Here is a 14269-nt window from a genome sequence, read left to right on the forward strand (position 1 = left end):
CGATCAGGCGGTGAAGATGTCTTCGACCGACTTGCCGCGCTTTGCTGCCACGTTCGCAGGGGTCGTGGAGTTCTTCAAAGCGTCGAAAGTTGCGCGAACCATGTTGTAGGGGTTCGACGAACCGTGGCTCTTGGCCACGATGTCGGTGATACCCACCACTTCAAAAACAGCGCGCATAGGGCCGCCAGCGATGATGCCGGTACCCTTGGGAGCTGGGTGCAGCTCGACCTTGGCAGCGCCGTGATGGCCCTTCACCGAGTGGTGAATGGTGCCGCTCTTGAGTGCAACCTTCATCAGGTTGCGACGGCATTCTTCCATCGCTTTTTGCACGGCAGCAGGCACTTCCTTGGACTTGCCCTTACCCATGCCAACGCGACCGTCACCGTCGCCAACCACGGTCAGTGCAGCGAAGCCGAGAATACGACCGCCCTTCACAACCTTGGTGACGCGGTTGACCGCGATCATTTTTTCGCGCAGACCGTCGTCACGACCTTCGTCTTGCACTTTGGGGGAAAATTTAGCCATTTGTATCCGCTCCGCTTAGAACTGCAGGCCCGCTTCGCGAGCGGCTTCTGCCAAAGCCTTCACGCGGCCGTGGTATGCAAAACCGGCGCGGTCGAAAGCCACTTTCTCAACGCCAGCAGCCTTAGCCTTCTCAGCAATGCGCTTGCCGATCAGCGTGGCGGCGGCCACGTTGCCACCCTTGCCAGCGGCGCCGAGTTGCGAACGCACTTCGACTTCTGCAGTGGAGGCCGAAGCCAGCACGGTAGTGCCGTCTTCCGAAACCACGGAGGCGTAGATATGGAGATTGGTGCGGTTCACGCTCAGACGTGCAACGCCTTGCTGGGCAATGCGGATGCGAGTCTGACGGGCACGGCGCAGACGCTGCTCTTTCTTGTTCAACATCATGCAGCTCCTTACTTCTTCTTGGTCTCTTTGATCACGACCTTCTCATTCGCATAGCGAATGCCCTTGCCCTTGTAAGGCTCGGGAGGACGAACGGCACGGATCTCAGCAGCCAATTGACCGACCACTTGACGGTCAGCACCCTTGATCACGATTTCAGTCGGAGTGGGGGTAGCGACAGTGATGCCGGCAGGCATCTCGAAGTTGACGGGGTGCGAGAAGCCCACAGCCAGGTTCAGCTTGGAACCTTGTGCTGCGGCCTTGTAGCCCACGCCAATCAGCGTCAGCTTCTTCTCGAAGCCTTCAGTCACGCCCTTGACCATGTTGTTGACCAGCTGGCGGATGGTACCGGCCAGAGCGTCAGCTTCACGGGAATCGTTGGCGGGAGCAAAGGACAGCTTGCCGTCGTTGTTGCCGATGGTCACCAGGCCGTTCAGAGCCAGCGACAGATCGCCGCCCTTGCCCTTGACCTTGATGGTTTCAGCGTTGATGGACACATCCACACCTGCGGGGATGGTCACAATAGCTTTTGCTACGCGAGACATTTCAGTATTTCTCCTTAATGTCCGTTAGGCCACATAGCACAGCACTTCACCGCCGATACCGGCAGCACGTGCTTTGCGATCAGTCATCACGCCCTTGGGAGTAGTGACGATGGCCACACCCAGGCCGTTCTGGACCTGAGGAATTGCGTGACGACCCTTGTACACGCGCAGGCCGGGACGGCTCACACGTTCGATACGCTCGATCACAGGGCGACCGGCGTAGTACTTCAGGGTAATTTCGAGTTCGGACTTGCCACCTTCGGACTTCACTTCGAAGCCGTCGATATAGCCTTCTTCCTTCAGCACTTGTGCGATGGCAACCTTCACCTTGGAGGAAGGAGCCGACACAGTGGCCTTGGAGACCAGTTGTGCATTGCGGATGCGGGTCAGCAAGTCAGCGATGGGATCACTCATGCTCATGTTTAATCTCTCCTGCTTGCTTACCAGCTGGCCTTGGTGACACCGGGGATGTCGCCAGCAAAGGCCAATTCACGCACCTTGGCACGACCCAGACCGAATTGGCGGAAGGTACCGCGAGGACGGCCAGTGATCTCGCAACGGTTACGCTGGCGAGTGGGGTTCGAGTTACGGGGCAGCTTCTGCAGACCCAGGCGAGCGGCATCGCGCTCTTCGTCGGAACGCTTCACGTCGCCGGCGATTGCCTTCAGTTCTGCATACTTGGCAGCATACTTGGCTGCCAGCTTTTCGCGCTTCAGTTCGCGCTGAATCATTGCTACTTTAGCCATGCGCCACCTCAGTTCTTGAAGGGGAATTTGAAAGCGGCGAGCAGTGCCTTGCACTCTTCGTCGTTCTTCGCTGTTGTCGTGATGCTGATGTTCAGACCACGCAGAGCGTCCACCTTGTCGTACTCGATTTCGGGGAAGATGATTTGTTCTTTGACGCCAACGTTGTAGTTGCCGCGACCGTCGAACGAACGACCCGAGATACCACGGAAGTCACGCACGCGGGGCAGAGCCACGGTCACGAAACGGTCCAGGAATTCGTACATCTGAACGCCACGCAGGGTCACCATGCAGCCGATAGCTTGGCCTTCGCGGATCTTGAAACCAGCGATAGCCTTCTTGGCCTTGGTCACCACAGGCTTCTGACCAGCAATCTTGGTCAGGTCAGCCACGGCGTTGTCCATCACCTTCTTGTCGGCCACGGCTTCGCTCACACCCATGTTCAGAGTGATCTTGGTCAGACGGGGCACTTCCATAGCGGAGGTGTAGCCGAACTTTTCCTTCAGTTCAGCCGCGATCTTTTCGCGATAGAGTTTTTGCAGTCGTGCCATGTGTTACTCCTTAGGCGGCGATTTCAGCGCCATTGGACTTGAACACGCGAACACGTGTGCCGTCGGCGTTCACCTTGATGCCCACGCGATCGGCCTTGCCGGTCGCTGCATTGAAGATAGCCACGTTGGATTGGTGGATAGGCATGGCCTTTTCCACGATACCGCCGGTGGTGCCCTTCATGGGGTTAGGCTTGGTGTGCTTCTTGACCAGGTTGACACCGTCCACGATCACGTGGGAGTCATCCTTGCGCAGAGAAACCACGCCACGCTTGCCCTTGTCACGGCCGGTCAGCACGATAACTTCGTCGCCCTTGCGAATCTTGTTCATGGTGCTATTCCTTTAGAGAACTTCAGGGGCCAGCGACACGATCTTCATGAACTTTTCGGTACGCAGTTCACGAGTCACGGGGCCAAAGATGCGGGTGCCGATAGGCTCCAGCTTGGCGTTCAGCAGCACGGCGGCATTGCCGTCGAACTTCACGAGCGAACCGTCTGCACGACGGATGCCCTTGGCGGTGCGCACCACCACAGCACTGTAGATCTCGCCTTTTTTGACGCGACCACGAGGAGCTGCTTCCTTGACGCTCACCTTGATGATGTCGCCAACACTTGCGTAGCGACGATGAGAACCGCCCAGCACCTTAATGCACTGAACAGACTTCGCGCCGGTGTTGTCGGCAACCTCTAACCGAGATTCTGTTTGGATCATTTCAATATTCCCAACTTGCTCCAGCAACGCTCGACAGCCCCAGAGTCTTCTCAAGGGCTGATCAAGCAGCCGGTCAGTCTTGGGCCCGTCGTCCACCTTCCGGACCATTCCGGAGGGCTTCCCGCTGGGCAGAAAGTTCCACGCTTTTAAACGTGAAGCAGGAGATTGTCGCAGGAAATCCTTTGTGCGTCAAGCGTTTAGCCTGCAATACCCGCACTGATTTCACTGGCGCAAAGCCCGGCAGACAGGCCTTTCGCACTTGCAACTAAAACAATAGCATGCCGCGCCACTAGCTCATTGATTTCAAACAATAAATTAGCCGAAATCAACAGCCATCAAGCGCTGAAAGCTCACATTTTCACGAGGCCTGCGGATCGCAGCCTGTTGCCCGCACGCCACGCCCGCAGGGCGACCGCACAGATCAGCCTTGGGCGGGTAGATATTGACGGGTCAGGGCCAGGAAGTCGTTGAGCTGCACATCCTGGGCCAGCTCCTCGGTCAGGATGGCCGCCACACGGGGCGCGATCTCGGCCGCCTTGCGGGCATCGAGAAAAAGCAGGCGGCTGCGGCGCGCCAGCATGTCCTCGACGGTGCGCGCGTACTCGAAGCGGGCGGCAAAGCGCACCATGGCCTCGGAAAGACCGTCCATCAGCCAGTTCTGCGCACCAGGCAGCGCCGCCACGGCGGCAGCATCCGTGCCGTAGGAGTGCAGGCCCTGGCTCTGGTTCATGCTGTGCGTGACTGCGGCCTCCGCCGGCGCACCAACCAGGGGCAGGTTCACGGTCACCCCGGCAGGGCGACTGGGCAGACGACCGATCTGGAAGCATTCGGCCAGCACATCCTCGGACATGGCCCGGTAAGTCGTCCATTTGCCGCCGGTGACGGTCACCAGGCCGGTCTTGCTGGCCATCACCGTGTGCTCGCGGCTGATTTTCTTGGTGTTCTCGCCATCATCGTCCTGCGGCTTGACCAGGGGGCGCAGGCCCACCCACATGCTGCGCACATCGGCCAGCGTGGGCCGACGATTCAGATACTTGCCGGCCTCGCCGAGAATGAAATCCAGCTCTTCGGGGAAGGGCAGGGGTTCGCGCGCCAGATCGTGACGCGGCGTGTCGGTGGTTCCCAGAATCACCTTGCCCAGCCATGGCACGGCAAACAGCACGCGGCCATCGGCCGTCTTGGGGATCAGCAGCGCATGATCCGTGGGCAGGAACTCGCGATCCACCACCACGTGCACGCCCTGGCTGGGCGCCACCATGGGCTTGACGGGCTTGCCCTGGGCCTCGGCATCCTGCTGGCGGAACAGATCCACCCAGGGCCCCGTGGCATTGACCACGCACTTGGCGCGCACGGTGAAGTTGCGGCCCGATTCCGCATCGCGGCAGATCAGGCCGGCAATCTGCTGCCCCTCGTAGATCAGCTTTTCCGCCGGGCAGTAATTGATCAGCAAAGCGCCCTTGGCCGCTGCGGTACGCGCCAGCGCCAGCGCCAGTCGCGCATCGTCAAACTGGCCATCCCAGTACTTGACCCCGCCCTTGAGACCTTTTTGCTGCACGGTCGGCAGGTATTTCACGGTCTTGGCGCTGGAGAGGAATTCGGTAGCCCCCAGGCCGGCCTTGCCGGCCAGCGCGTCGTACATCTTGAGGCCGATGCCGTAGAACGGCGTATCCAGCAGCTTGTACGAGGGCATCACAAAGGCCAGAGGCTGGGCCAGATGCGGTGCGTTGTGCAGCAGGGTCGTGCGCTCATGCAGTGCTTCGCGCACCAGGGAGATATTGCCCTGCGCCAGATAGCGCACGCCGCCATGCACCAGCTTGGTGGCACGCGAGGAAGTGCCCTTGGCGAAGTCCAGCGACTCCAGCAGCACGACCTTGAAGCCGCGCGCCGCCGCATCCACCGCCACACCCAGCCCCGTGGCACCGCCGCCCACGATGGCCAGATCGAAGCTTTCGGTCTGCGCCAGGCGCTCCAGCAGTTGAGCACGCGTTGTAGCCAAGGGTTGAGTGGACTGGTTCATGGAACGACTTCTGCGGTGGTCGCCGCGCCGCCATCATCCAGCGATGAGACGCGCACAGCAAAGAACAAATTTCAGATCGAATATTTTCGCTCTTTTTCGCTTTTAGTGCATTGCAAATCCCAAATATCGATTCGTTTTAGCGCGATTCGAGCCCAAACCGCTGGCCCGGCGCCACCCCGGCCAGGCCGCAACATCGGCAATCGGCGCGCTTGCACACTCTCAATGCATGAACTGCATTCTTCTTGCAGCGCCAATTGTTACTGCTGCAACAACTCGCCACGATGACATATAACCGCAGCTTGCTGTCAGACTTCAGACTCGGCGTGGATTCATTTTTGTTTTTTACCGGGCAATTCCATAGAAAATCACCCTATTAGAGGTTCGTTTGGATTCGCTCACAATCCCTGCACTGCCCGCTGCGGCTGGCGCTCTCCCCTATAGAGCTCTTCACCTGCAGCCCGTCCATGCGCCAATAGCACCTATATAACCAGTCACCAGTCATGAACAGCAATCCCCGCCAGTTGCAGCTTGTCGAAGAAGTCCGCGCCCGCCAGTCCACCTCGGTGGAGCAACTGGCAGAAATCCTCGGGGTCACGCTGCAGACCGTGCGCCGAGATATACAGAAGCTGGCCGATGCCGGCTTGCTGGTGCGCTTTCATGGCGGCGTGCGCGTGCCCAGCGCCACCGTGGAGAACCTGGCCCATACCCAGCGCCAGGTGCTGCACGCCGAAGGCAAGATGCGCATCGCACGCGCCATTGCCGAAGCCATTCCCAACGGCTGCTCGCTGATTCTCAACATCGGCACCACCACCGAAGCGGTGGCCCAGGCCCTGCTGCAGCACAAAGGTCTGCGCGTCATCACCAACAACCTCAATGTTGCAGCCATCCTCAGCAGCAACGCCGATTGCGAGGTCATCGTCGCCGGCGGCGTGGTGCGCACACGCGACCGCGGCATTGTCGGTGAGGCGGCCGTGGACTTCATGCGGCAGTTCAAGGTGGACATTGCCGTGATCGGCATCTCGGCCATCGAGTCGGACGGCAGCCTGCGCGACTTCGACCTGCGCGAGGTCAAGGTGGCCCAGACCATCATCGGCCAGTCGCGCGAAGTCTGGCTGGCAGCCGACCACAGCAAGTTCAGCCGCCAGGCCATGGTGGAGCTGGCCCGACTGAATCAGATCGACCGCCTGTTCACCGACGTTGCGCCCTCCGCGCCATTCGATGCCCTGTTGCGCGATGCCGAGGTGCAATGCACCATCGCCCAATGAATGCTGCCCCCCCTTATCTGATTCGCCCTGCGCTGCCCGAAGATGCCGCAGGCATTGCCGGGCTGCTGCATGACATCGGCTGGTTCAAGGCCTACGAAAGTCACTCCACATCCCAGAACACCGAGGCCGTGAAGGCGCTGCTGGACGAGCTGCAGGCCGGGCCAGAGCGCTCTCTGATGCTGGTGGCGCAAGATGCTCAGCAGCATATTCACGGCTACTGCGCCGTGCACTGGCTGCCGGTCGCCGTGCTGCAAGGCTGGGAGGCTTATGTAAGCGAGCTGTTTGTCGCCGAGGCAGCGCGCGGTGCAGGCCTGGGCCAGCAATTGCTGGACGCAGCCACCCAGGCTGCGCGCGAGCGCCATTGCATACGCATCTGGCTGGTCAACAACCGCGAACGTCCTTCCTATGTGCGCGGCTTTTATTCCCGGCAGGGCTGGAGCGAGCAGACCGAAATGGCGCGCTTTGTGCTCCCCCTCTGAATCACGGACAACCCATGACAACCTATCTGCTCGCCCTGGACCAGGGCACCTCCAGCTCCCGCTCCATCGTCTTCGACAAGCAAGGCCGCATTGTGGCGTCGGCCCAGCTGGAGCTGCCGCAGATCTACCCACAGCCGGGCTGGGTGGAGCATGACCCGCGCGAGATCTGGCGCACCCAGCTGAGCACCGCCAAGGAGGCGCTGGCCAAGGCGGGCCTCAAGGCGGGCGATATCCGCTCGGTGGGCATTACCAATCAGCGCGAGACCACCATCGTCTGGAACCGCAAGACCGGCGCGCCCATCCACCACGGCATCGTCTGGCAGGACCGCCGCGCCGAACCCACCTGCGTGCAGCTGCGCGAAGCCGGCCACAGCGACACCATTCTGCGCAAGACCGGCTTGCGCATCGATGCCTATTTTTCAGGTACCAAGCTCAAGTGGCTGCTGGACAACGTGCCCGGCGCACGCGCCGCAGCGCAGGCCGGCGAGCTGGCCTTCGGCACAGTGGATTGCTGGCTGATCTGGCAGCTGACGGGCGGCAAGCGCCATGTCACCGATGTGAGCAATGCCAGCCGCACCATGCTCTTCAATGTGCACAGCAACCAGTGGGACGCCGATCTTCTGGCCCTGCTCGACATCCCTGCGAGCCTGATGCCCGAAGTCCTGCCCTCGGCCGCCGATTTCGGCCAGACAGCCGACGAGGTGCTGGGCGGCTCCATCAAGATCGGCGGCGTGGCCGGCGACCAGCAAAGTGCGCTGTTCGGCCAGGCCTGCTTCGACGCCGGCATGGCCAAGAACACCTATGGCACGGGCTGCTTCATGCTCATGCATACGGGTAGCAGCTTCCAGACCTCGAGCAACGGCCTGCTGACCACATCGGCCGCCCAGGCGGGCAGCCAGCCCCAGTTTGCGCTGGAAGGCAGCGTCTTCGTAGGCGGTGCCGTGGTGCAGTGGCTGCGCGACGGCCTGCAGGCCATCGAGCACAGCGGCCAGGTCCAGCAACTGGCCGAAAGCGTGCCCGACAGCGGCGGCGTGATGCTGGTGCCCGCTTTTACCGGCCTGGGCGCCCCCTACTGGAAGCCCGATGCGCGCGGCACCATCACCGGACTGACGCGCGGCACGACGATGGCCCATATCGCTCGCGCGGCCCTGGAATCCATTGCCTACCAGAGTGCTGCCCTGCTCGGCGCCATGAGCCGCGACGCCGTGGCCACGGGCGGTACGCCGGTCAGCGAGCTGCGCGTGGACGGCGGCGCCTGCGTGAACAATCTGCTGATGCAGTTCCAGGCCGATCTGCTGGGCATTCCCGTGGTGCGCCCGGCCTGCGTGGAAACCACGGCCCTGGGTGCAGCCTATCTGGCCGGCCTGTCCAGCGGCGTCTATCAGAGCACCGAGGAGCTGTCGGCATTGTGGAAGGCCGAGCGCCGCTTCCTGCCCACGCTGGGCAAGGACCGCGCCGACGAGCTGATGCAGCGCTGGGAACAGGCCGTGCGCCAGACCACGGCGCAGTAAAGCCGCTGCACTGGGCGCTGGCCAGGCAAGCGCTCAAGCCCTCAGAAAAGCCATCAAAAAAGGGATGCCAAGGCATCCCTTTTTGCTTGGACAGCGGCCGCGTTGAACGCTCAGTCTTCGTCACCCAGCAGCGCCTTGTGGATCACGGCGCCGATGATGGCGCCCACGATGGGAGCCAGCCAGAACAGCCAAAGTTGCTCCAGCGCGATGGCCGGCCCGAACAGCGCCGGGCCAGTGCTGCGGGCGGGGTTGACCGAGGTGTTGGTCACGGGAATGGAGATCAGGTGGATCAACGTCAGGCACAGGCCGATGCTCATGCCCGCAAAGCCCACGGCAGCCTTCTTGGTGGTGGAGCCCAGGATCACCAGCAGAAACACTGCGGTCAGCACCACTTCGGTCACCAGCGCCGCAGCCATATTGAACTTGCCCGGCGAGTGATCCCCGTAGCCGTTGGTGGCCAGATCGGCCACCTGGGCGCCAGCCTTGCCACTGGCAATGAAATACAGCGCGGCGGCCGCCACAATGGCACCCAGCACCTGGGCAATGATGTAACCGGGCAGCTCGGCAAAGCGAAAACGCCCCGCAACTGCCAGACCGACGGAGACCGCTGGATTGAAGTGACCGCCGGAGACTGGACCGAAGGCGTAAGCGCCCGTCAGCACCGTCAGGCCGAAGGCAAAGGACACGCCCAGCAGGCCGATGCCCACTTCGGGAAAGGCCGCTGCCAGCACCGCGCTGCCACAACCGCCAAACGTCAGCCAGAAAGTACCCAGAAACTCCGCCGACCATTTTTTGACATTGGATGCCATGATTGCTCCCTATTTCCGATGGCGTTGTCCGTGCAGCCCCGCGCGGCACAGAAATGCTGGCATCTTAGAAAGCGATCAGCGAAAAGTACAAGGCACAAATGTGAACAATCCACGACAGCTCTGCCTTTGGGTCCTCTCGTTGATCTGCGCCAGTCTCGCTGCCTGCACGACGGCGTCGCTCGCACCCCACCGCATCTGCAGCACATCCGAGGCCCGGCCCTGGTCCCTGTTTGGGGAAATCCGCTGGCAGCACGACAAGCTGTTTGCCGACACGCCAGTGGGCGGCCTGTCCTCGATCGACTACGACGCGGGCAGCAATCTGTACTACCTGGTCAGCGACGACCGCTCCGCCCATGGGCCGGCGCGCTTTTACACGGCGCGTATCGAATACGACGCCAGCGGTCTGCATCAGGTCAGACTGCAAAATGCCCGACCGCTGCTCAGCCCCGCCCAGGCCCCCTACCCCAGCCACCGCCAGCCCGTGCCCGGCATCGCGACACCCGACGCGGAAGCCCTGCGCGTGCTGCCAGGAGGTCAGTCCCTGCTGTGGAGCAGCGAGGGCGACTTCTCACGCGGATTCGGCCCGCAATTGCTGCAATCAGGCAAGGATGGACACTGGCTGCGCGAATGGCCGCTGCCGCCCGAGCTGCACCTGCCGAGCAGCAAGACCCAAGGGCCGCGCAGCAACTTCACGCTCGAAGGTCTGGCGCTGAGCCAGGATGGCCGAACGCTCTGGCTGGCCATGGAGGCAGCGCTCAGACAGGACGGGGCCCTGCCCGCAGCTGAGCACTCGGGCGGCCCGGTGCGCATTACCGCCTATGACATGGGCACGCAGCAGCCCGCGCGCCAGCTTGCCTATCTGCCCGATGCCCTGCCTGCCGACCTGTGGCTGCAACGCGGTGCCATCAACGGCATTAGCGCCGTGCTGGCCGACGGCCCTGAACACCTGCTGGTGCTGGAGCGCTCCTTTGCGCCACCGCTGCGCTTTGGCGCCCGCATCTACCGCATCAGCACCCGTGCCGATGCAAGCAGCGATACGCTGGGCCAAACCCGGCTCGTGCCGGGCAGCTACCGCCCTGCAGACAAGGAATTGCTGCTGGACCTGGCAGATGCCGGCCTGCGGTCCGTGGACAACCTGGAGGGCATGAGCTGGGGACCGCTGCTGCCCGATGGCCGACGCGTGCTACTGCTGGTTAGCGACAACAACTTCAATCCCGCCGAAGTCACCCAGTTCGTCGCATTGAGCGAGGAACGCGGCCGCTGCGGCGCAGGTTTATAGTGCCGTTCTGCGCCTGGAATCCGAATACAGGCTTGCCCACTTGCTGCATCGCAGAGCGAATCGAACCATCATGAGCCAGACCGACCACTCGACCTCCGTTTTCCCTCCCATCGCCTTTATCGGCGGCGGCAACATGGCCAGCGCCATCATCGGCGGCCTGATCCGCCAGGGCGTTCCGGCCAGCAGCATCACCGTGGTCGAGCCTTTTGAAGCCACGCGCGCTGCGATCAAGACCAGCTTCGGCATCGACGCCCTGCCCGCCGCCACCGAGACCCTGCAAAGCGCCCAACTGGTGGTCTGGGCCGTCAAGCCCCAGAGCTTCAAGGAAGCGACCGCTCCCGTTGCCACCCACACCCGCAACGCCCTGCACCTGAGCGTGGCTGCCGGCATCACCACCGACAGCATTGCGGCCTGGACCGGCACCCACCGCATCGTGCGCGCCATGCCCAATACACCGGCCCTGGTGGGCAAGGGCATGACGGGCCTGTTCGCCCGCCCCGAAGTCGATGCCCAGGGCAAGGCCCTGATCGAGACCGTGATCGGCAGCACCGGCGAACTCACCTGGGTAGACAAGGAAGCCCATCTGGATGCCGTGACGGCCATCTCCGGCTCCGGCCCCGCCTATGTATTCCTGTTCCTCGAAGCCATGACCCAGGCAGGCGTCGACATGGGCCTCAGCGCCGAGCAAAGCTACAAGCTGGCCGTGGCCACTTTTGCGGGCGGCTCGGAACTGGCGGCACGCTCCAGCGAAAGCGCCGAAGTGCTGCGCCAGCGCGTGACCAGCAAGGGCGGCACCACCTACGCTGCCATCACTCATATGCAGGAGCAGAAGCTGCCCGAGCATTTTATCGAAGCCATGCGCAAGGCCCAGATCCGCGCACAGGAGTTGGCTGCCGAGTTCGGCAAATAAAAAAACCGGCCTCGGCCGGTTTCTTTTTTAGTCTTTCAAGAATCTATCGCTTATCAGTCAAGCGCTTTGAGCTATTAAAACAGGACTATTTCAACGCAAACCCTAGCGCCACGCCTGCAAAGATCGCGGCACCAATCCAGTGACTCTTGCTGAAGGCGACAAAACAGCCTTCGCGCGTGCGGTCCTTGATCAGGCTGAAATGCCAGACGATCTGTGCCGCTGCCACGCCCATGCCCAGCCAGAAGGGCCAGCCCAGCTGATAAGGAGCCAGCACCCAGGCGATCAGCCCCCAGCACAGGGCAAAGAACAGCATGATCGCCGTGACATCGAAACGGCCCAGGGTGATGGCCGAGGTCTTCATGCCGATCTTGAGATCGTCATCGCGGTCCACCATGGCGTATTCGGTGTCATAGGCCAGCACCAGAAACATATTCGCCAGCCACAGCGTCCAGGCCGTGGCGCTGACCTCACCGGTCACCGCCGCAAACGCAATCACGATGCCGAAATTGAAGGCAATGCCCAGAAAGGCCTGAGGCATGGCAAAAAAGCGCTTGGTGAAGGGATAGAGAATCGTGAACAGCACGGCTGGCACCGACCAGGCCACGGCCTCCCAGCGGGTGGACAACACCAGGCCGAAGGCCACCAGCGTGAGCACCAGGCCGACCATGGCCGCCTCCCTGACCGAGATCTGGCCACTGGTGATGGGGCGCTGGGTGGTGCGCTTCACATGCCTGTCGAAGTCGCGGTCGGCAATATCGTTGATGGTGCAGCCCGCGCTGCGCATCAACACCGTGCCCAGCACAAAGACCACGAGCAGATGCCAGCCCGGAAAGCCCTGGCCTGCCACCCACAGCGCCACCAGCGTGGGCCAGACCAGCACCAGCCAGCCTGCGGGGCGGTTGAAGCGGATCAGATCAAGATACAGCGACAGCTTGGAGCGCGGCGAAGCAGGGATGGAGGCGGACATGAGACGGGTTCCGAAAGGCAGGAGATCACGACCGGGCCCCCAGGCCACGATCAGCGCAGCGGTAATTGTGCCTCGGCCTGCGGCGGCCCGATGGCGCCGCCCCCATGCTCGACACGGTCTGTCAACCAGAGCACCAGGGCCGTCCAGCCCAGGCCCAGGCACAGGCCCGCCAGCACATCGCTGGCATGGTGCACGGACAGCAGCACGCGGCTCAAGCCCGTGCTCAAGGCCAGCAGCGCCGCCGCCGCAAAGACCCAAGCCCGCCAGCGCCGCGGCAGGCGACGAGCGGCCAGCCAGGCCAGCATGCCGAAAATCGCTGCCGTGCCCGCGCTATGGCCGCTGGGAAAGCTGAAGCCGGCCTCATGCACCAGCCCGTCCAGCGGGCGGGCGCGCTGCATGGACCCCTTGATGAAACGCACCCACAGTCCGGTGCCGGCCACCGCCACCACCCAGCTCAGCAGTTGCAGACCCTGGCGCCGCCACAGCAGCCACAGGCCCACGACCAGACTCAGCAACCCCATGACGCGCAAATCCCCGAGCTGGGTCCATGCCCGCACCAGAGGCTGCATCATGTGCGGCAGTGCCGCGCTCACCGCGCGCTGCAGCTTCAGGTCCAGGGCCATCAGCCCCTGAGGCAGCTGCACCGACTGGGACTGGTGCACGCCGACGCTCAGCAGGGCCAGAAGCACAGCGGCCAGTGCCGCCACCGCCAGCAAGCGACCGCCATCCGGCCTGAAGTCCGCGCTGCGGTCCTGCCACAGCCACTCGGCCCTGCCCTGCACACGGCAACGCAGCATGCAGGCCGCAACCAGCAACAGCAGCAGCAACACCCAGATGACATGTCTGTCCACCCATTGCGCCAGCAGGACCACGGGAGTCGCTGCAGAAAACACAGGCATTCCTTTCAAAGCAAAAGCGAAAAAGCCCTGACGGGCCTCTGGAGGCCAGCCCGTCAGGGCTTGGGGAGACCGGGACGAGCGGCTGCCGCGGCGCGGCTCACTCCTCGAGCAGGGAGCGCAGCATCCAGGCGGTCTGCTCGTGCACGGCCAGACGCTGGGTCAGCAGATCGGCCGTGGGCTCATCGCCTGCCTTGTCGGCACGTGGGAACAGCTGGCGTGCCGTGCGCGCCACGGCCTCATGACCCTGTACCAGAATGCGCACCATCTCCAGGGCCTTGGGCGGCTGGGCCGGGGCATCGGGCAGGCTGGTGAGCTTGCCGAACTGGGCATAGGAGCCAGGTGCATGGTGGCCCAGTGCGCGGATGCGCTCGGCCACGGGATCGACGGCATTCCACAGCTCGGTGTACTGCGCCATGAACATGGTGTGCAGCGTGTTGAACATGGGCCCCGTGACGTTCCAGTGGAAGTTGTGCGTGGTCAGGTACAGCGTATAGGTGTCGGCCAGTAGCACCGACAGTCCCTTGGCGATGGCAGCACGGTCCTCGTCGCTGATGCCGATGTGGATGCCTGCGGGCACCTGCGGCGTGGCATCCGGCTTGTGTTTCTGCGATTTGTCCTTGCCTTGCTTGGTCATGCACTCACCTTTCAGGTTTAACGGATCCAGACTCCCGCCCTCTTC

18 protein-coding genes are annotated in these 14269 nt (G+C 62.7%); 5 read left to right on the top strand and 13 right to left on the bottom strand.

Annotation, left to right across the window (positions count from 1 at the left end):
- Positions 1-3: 3 nt before the first annotated feature.
- The 9 genes from rpsE to Cth01_RS07040 all read right to left on the bottom strand — a co-directional run bounded on the left by rpsE (position 4) and on the right by Cth01_RS07040 (position 5471).
- Positions 4-525, bottom strand: coding sequence for a 30S ribosomal protein S5 (gene rpsE, locus Cth01_RS07000; RefSeq protein ID WP_003050515.1), 522 nt, complete (start codon positions 523-525; stop codon positions 4-6).
- Positions 526-540: 15 nt separating this feature from the next.
- Positions 541-906 carry a 50S ribosomal protein L18 gene (rplR, locus tag Cth01_RS07005; RefSeq protein ID WP_003050513.1) on the bottom strand — a complete coding sequence of 122 codons (366 nt, stop codon included), beginning with the start codon at positions 904-906 and terminating at the stop codon, positions 541-543.
- Between the two features lie 11 nt (positions 907-917).
- Positions 918-1451, bottom strand: coding sequence for a 50S ribosomal protein L6 (gene rplF, locus Cth01_RS07010; protein ID WP_003068417.1), 534 nt, complete (start codon positions 1449-1451; stop codon positions 918-920).
- 24 nt (positions 1452-1475) lie between these two features.
- Positions 1476-1871 (bottom strand): 30S ribosomal protein S8, encoded by a 396-nt coding sequence (gene rpsH, locus Cth01_RS07015; RefSeq protein WP_003050510.1) that lies wholly within the window; start codon positions 1869-1871, stop codon positions 1476-1478.
- A 20-nt stretch (positions 1872-1891) separates the two neighbouring features.
- A complete protein-coding gene (rpsN, locus tag Cth01_RS07020) occupies positions 1892-2197 on the bottom strand; it encodes a 30S ribosomal protein S14 (RefSeq protein ID WP_003050509.1) in 306 nt (101 codons plus the stop codon).
- An 8-nt stretch (positions 2198-2205) separates the two neighbouring features.
- Complete coding sequence (gene rplE / locus Cth01_RS07025) at positions 2206-2745, bottom strand: 50S ribosomal protein L5 (protein ID WP_003050507.1); 540 nt, start codon at positions 2743-2745, stop codon at positions 2206-2208.
- A gap of 10 nt (positions 2746-2755) precedes the next feature.
- The gene (rplX, locus tag Cth01_RS07030; RefSeq protein ID WP_003068411.1) at positions 2756-3073 is read right to left on the bottom strand and encodes a 50S ribosomal protein L24; all 318 of its coding nucleotides are present in this window, start codon (positions 3071-3073) and stop codon (positions 2756-2758) included.
- 12 nt (positions 3074-3085) lie between these two features.
- Positions 3086-3454 carry a 50S ribosomal protein L14 gene (gene rplN / locus Cth01_RS07035; protein ID WP_003050500.1) on the bottom strand — a complete coding sequence of 123 codons (369 nt, stop codon included), beginning with the start codon at positions 3452-3454 and terminating at the stop codon, positions 3086-3088.
- Between the two features lie 421 nt (positions 3455-3875).
- On the bottom strand, positions 3876-5471 hold the full coding sequence (locus Cth01_RS07040; protein WP_034395855.1) for a glycerol-3-phosphate dehydrogenase/oxidase: 1596 nt from the start codon (positions 5469-5471) through the stop codon (positions 3876-3878).
- Between the two features lie 500 nt (positions 5472-5971).
- Here Cth01_RS07040 and Cth01_RS07045 point away from each other — a divergent pair, with 500 nt between their 5' ends.
- The 3 genes from Cth01_RS07045 to glpK are packed head-to-tail and all read left to right on the top strand — an operon-like array spanning position 5972 to position 8726.
- Positions 5972-6736 carry a DeoR/GlpR family DNA-binding transcription regulator gene (locus Cth01_RS07045; protein WP_003068405.1) on the top strand — a complete coding sequence of 255 codons (765 nt, stop codon included), beginning with the start codon at positions 5972-5974 and terminating at the stop codon, positions 6734-6736.
- Entirely contained in the window at positions 6733-7215 is a 483-nt protein-coding gene (locus tag Cth01_RS07050; RefSeq protein ID WP_034377343.1) for a GNAT family N-acetyltransferase, read from the top strand. The genes Cth01_RS07045 and Cth01_RS07050 overlap by 4 nt, the downstream gene beginning before the upstream one ends.
- A 14-nt stretch (positions 7216-7229) precedes the next feature.
- Positions 7230-8726: a glycerol kinase GlpK gene (gene glpK, locus Cth01_RS07055; protein WP_034377344.1), complete on the top strand. Its 1497-nt coding sequence runs from the start codon at positions 7230-7232 to the stop codon at positions 8724-8726.
- A gap of 110 nt (positions 8727-8836) precedes the next feature.
- Here the strand turns inward: glpK and aqpZ are convergent, their stop codons facing one another.
- Entirely contained in the window at positions 8837-9535 is a 699-nt protein-coding gene (gene aqpZ, locus Cth01_RS07060) for an aquaporin Z (RefSeq protein ID WP_003068393.1), read from the bottom strand.
- A 100-nt stretch (positions 9536-9635) separates the two neighbouring features.
- Between aqpZ and Cth01_RS07065 the strand changes: the two genes are divergently transcribed.
- Positions 9636-10814 carry an esterase-like activity of phytase family protein gene (locus tag Cth01_RS07065; RefSeq protein ID WP_045838818.1) on the top strand — a complete coding sequence of 393 codons (1179 nt, stop codon included), beginning with the start codon at positions 9636-9638 and terminating at the stop codon, positions 10812-10814.
- Between the two features lie 70 nt (positions 10815-10884).
- Positions 10885-11724 (top strand): pyrroline-5-carboxylate reductase, encoded by an 840-nt coding sequence (gene proC, locus Cth01_RS07070; RefSeq protein ID WP_034377346.1) that lies wholly within the window; start codon positions 10885-10887, stop codon positions 11722-11724.
- 85 nt (positions 11725-11809) lie between these two features.
- Here the strand turns inward: proC and ubiA are convergent, their stop codons facing one another.
- The 3 genes from ubiA to Cth01_RS07085 all read right to left on the bottom strand — a co-directional run bounded on the left by ubiA (position 11810) and on the right by Cth01_RS07085 (position 14224).
- Positions 11810-12691 carry a 4-hydroxybenzoate octaprenyltransferase gene (gene ubiA / locus Cth01_RS07075; protein WP_034377347.1) on the bottom strand — a complete coding sequence of 294 codons (882 nt, stop codon included), beginning with the start codon at positions 12689-12691 and terminating at the stop codon, positions 11810-11812.
- A gap of 50 nt (positions 12692-12741) precedes the next feature.
- Entirely contained in the window at positions 12742-13590 is an 849-nt protein-coding gene (locus tag Cth01_RS07080; RefSeq protein WP_045838819.1) for a phosphatase PAP2 family protein, read from the bottom strand.
- A 97-nt stretch (positions 13591-13687) separates the two neighbouring features.
- Positions 13688-14224 carry a Dps family protein gene (locus Cth01_RS07085; RefSeq protein ID WP_034377349.1) on the bottom strand — a complete coding sequence of 179 codons (537 nt, stop codon included), beginning with the start codon at positions 14222-14224 and terminating at the stop codon, positions 13688-13690.
- Positions 14225-14269 lie beyond the last annotated feature (45 nt).

Origin of the sequence: Comamonas thiooxydans (genome assembly GCF_000964545.1) — a bacterium.
GTDB lineage: Bacteria > Pseudomonadota > Gammaproteobacteria > Burkholderiales > Burkholderiaceae_C > Comamonas > Comamonas thiooxydans.

Excerpts from the sequence above, each read along its gene's own strand:
- Cth01_RS07045 (WP_003068405.1), top strand. The coding sequence starts at position 5,972 with ATGAACAGCAATCCCCGCCAGTTGCAGCTTGTCGAAGAAGTCCGCGCC.
- rplF (WP_003068417.1), bottom strand. The coding sequence starts at position 1,451 with ATGTCTCGCGTAGCAAAAGCTATTGTGACCATCCCCGCAGGTGTGGAT.
- rpsH (WP_003050510.1), bottom strand. The coding sequence starts at position 1,871 with ATGAGCATGAGTGATCCCATCGCTGACTTGCTGACCCGCATCCGCAAT.
- rplX (WP_003068411.1), bottom strand. The coding sequence starts at position 3,073 with ATGAACAAGATTCGCAAGGGCGACGAAGTTATCGTGCTGACCGGCCGT.
- rplE (WP_003050507.1), bottom strand. The coding sequence starts at position 2,745 with ATGGCACGACTGCAAAAACTCTATCGCGAAAAGATCGCGGCTGAACTG.
- rplN (WP_003050500.1), bottom strand. The coding sequence starts at position 3,454 with ATGATCCAAACAGAATCTCGGTTAGAGGTTGCCGACAACACCGGCGCG.
- ubiA (WP_034377347.1), bottom strand. The coding sequence starts at position 12,691 with ATGTCCGCCTCCATCCCTGCTTCGCCGCGCTCCAAGCTGTCGCTGTAT.
- proC (WP_034377346.1), top strand. The coding sequence starts at position 10,885 with ATGAGCCAGACCGACCACTCGACCTCCGTTTTCCCTCCCATCGCCTTT.
- rpsE (WP_003050515.1), bottom strand. The coding sequence starts at position 525 with ATGGCTAAATTTTCCCCCAAAGTGCAAGACGAAGGTCGTGACGACGGT.
- Cth01_RS07085 (WP_034377349.1), bottom strand. The coding sequence starts at position 14,224 with ATGACCAAGCAAGGCAAGGACAAATCGCAGAAACACAAGCCGGATGCC.
- glpK (WP_034377344.1), top strand. The coding sequence starts at position 7,230 with ATGACAACCTATCTGCTCGCCCTGGACCAGGGCACCTCCAGCTCCCGC.
- rpsN (WP_003050509.1), bottom strand. The coding sequence starts at position 2,197 with ATGGCTAAAGTAGCAATGATTCAGCGCGAACTGAAGCGCGAAAAGCTG.
- Cth01_RS07080 (WP_045838819.1), bottom strand. The coding sequence starts at position 13,590 with ATGCCTGTGTTTTCTGCAGCGACTCCCGTGGTCCTGCTGGCGCAATGG.
- rplR (WP_003050513.1), bottom strand. The coding sequence starts at position 906 with ATGTTGAACAAGAAAGAGCAGCGTCTGCGCCGTGCCCGTCAGACTCGC.
- aqpZ (WP_003068393.1), bottom strand. The coding sequence starts at position 9,535 with ATGGCATCCAATGTCAAAAAATGGTCGGCGGAGTTTCTGGGTACTTTC.
- Cth01_RS07040 (WP_034395855.1), bottom strand. The coding sequence starts at position 5,471 with ATGAACCAGTCCACTCAACCCTTGGCTACAACGCGTGCTCAACTGCTG.
- Cth01_RS07050 (WP_034377343.1), top strand. The coding sequence starts at position 6,733 with ATGAATGCTGCCCCCCCTTATCTGATTCGCCCTGCGCTGCCCGAAGAT.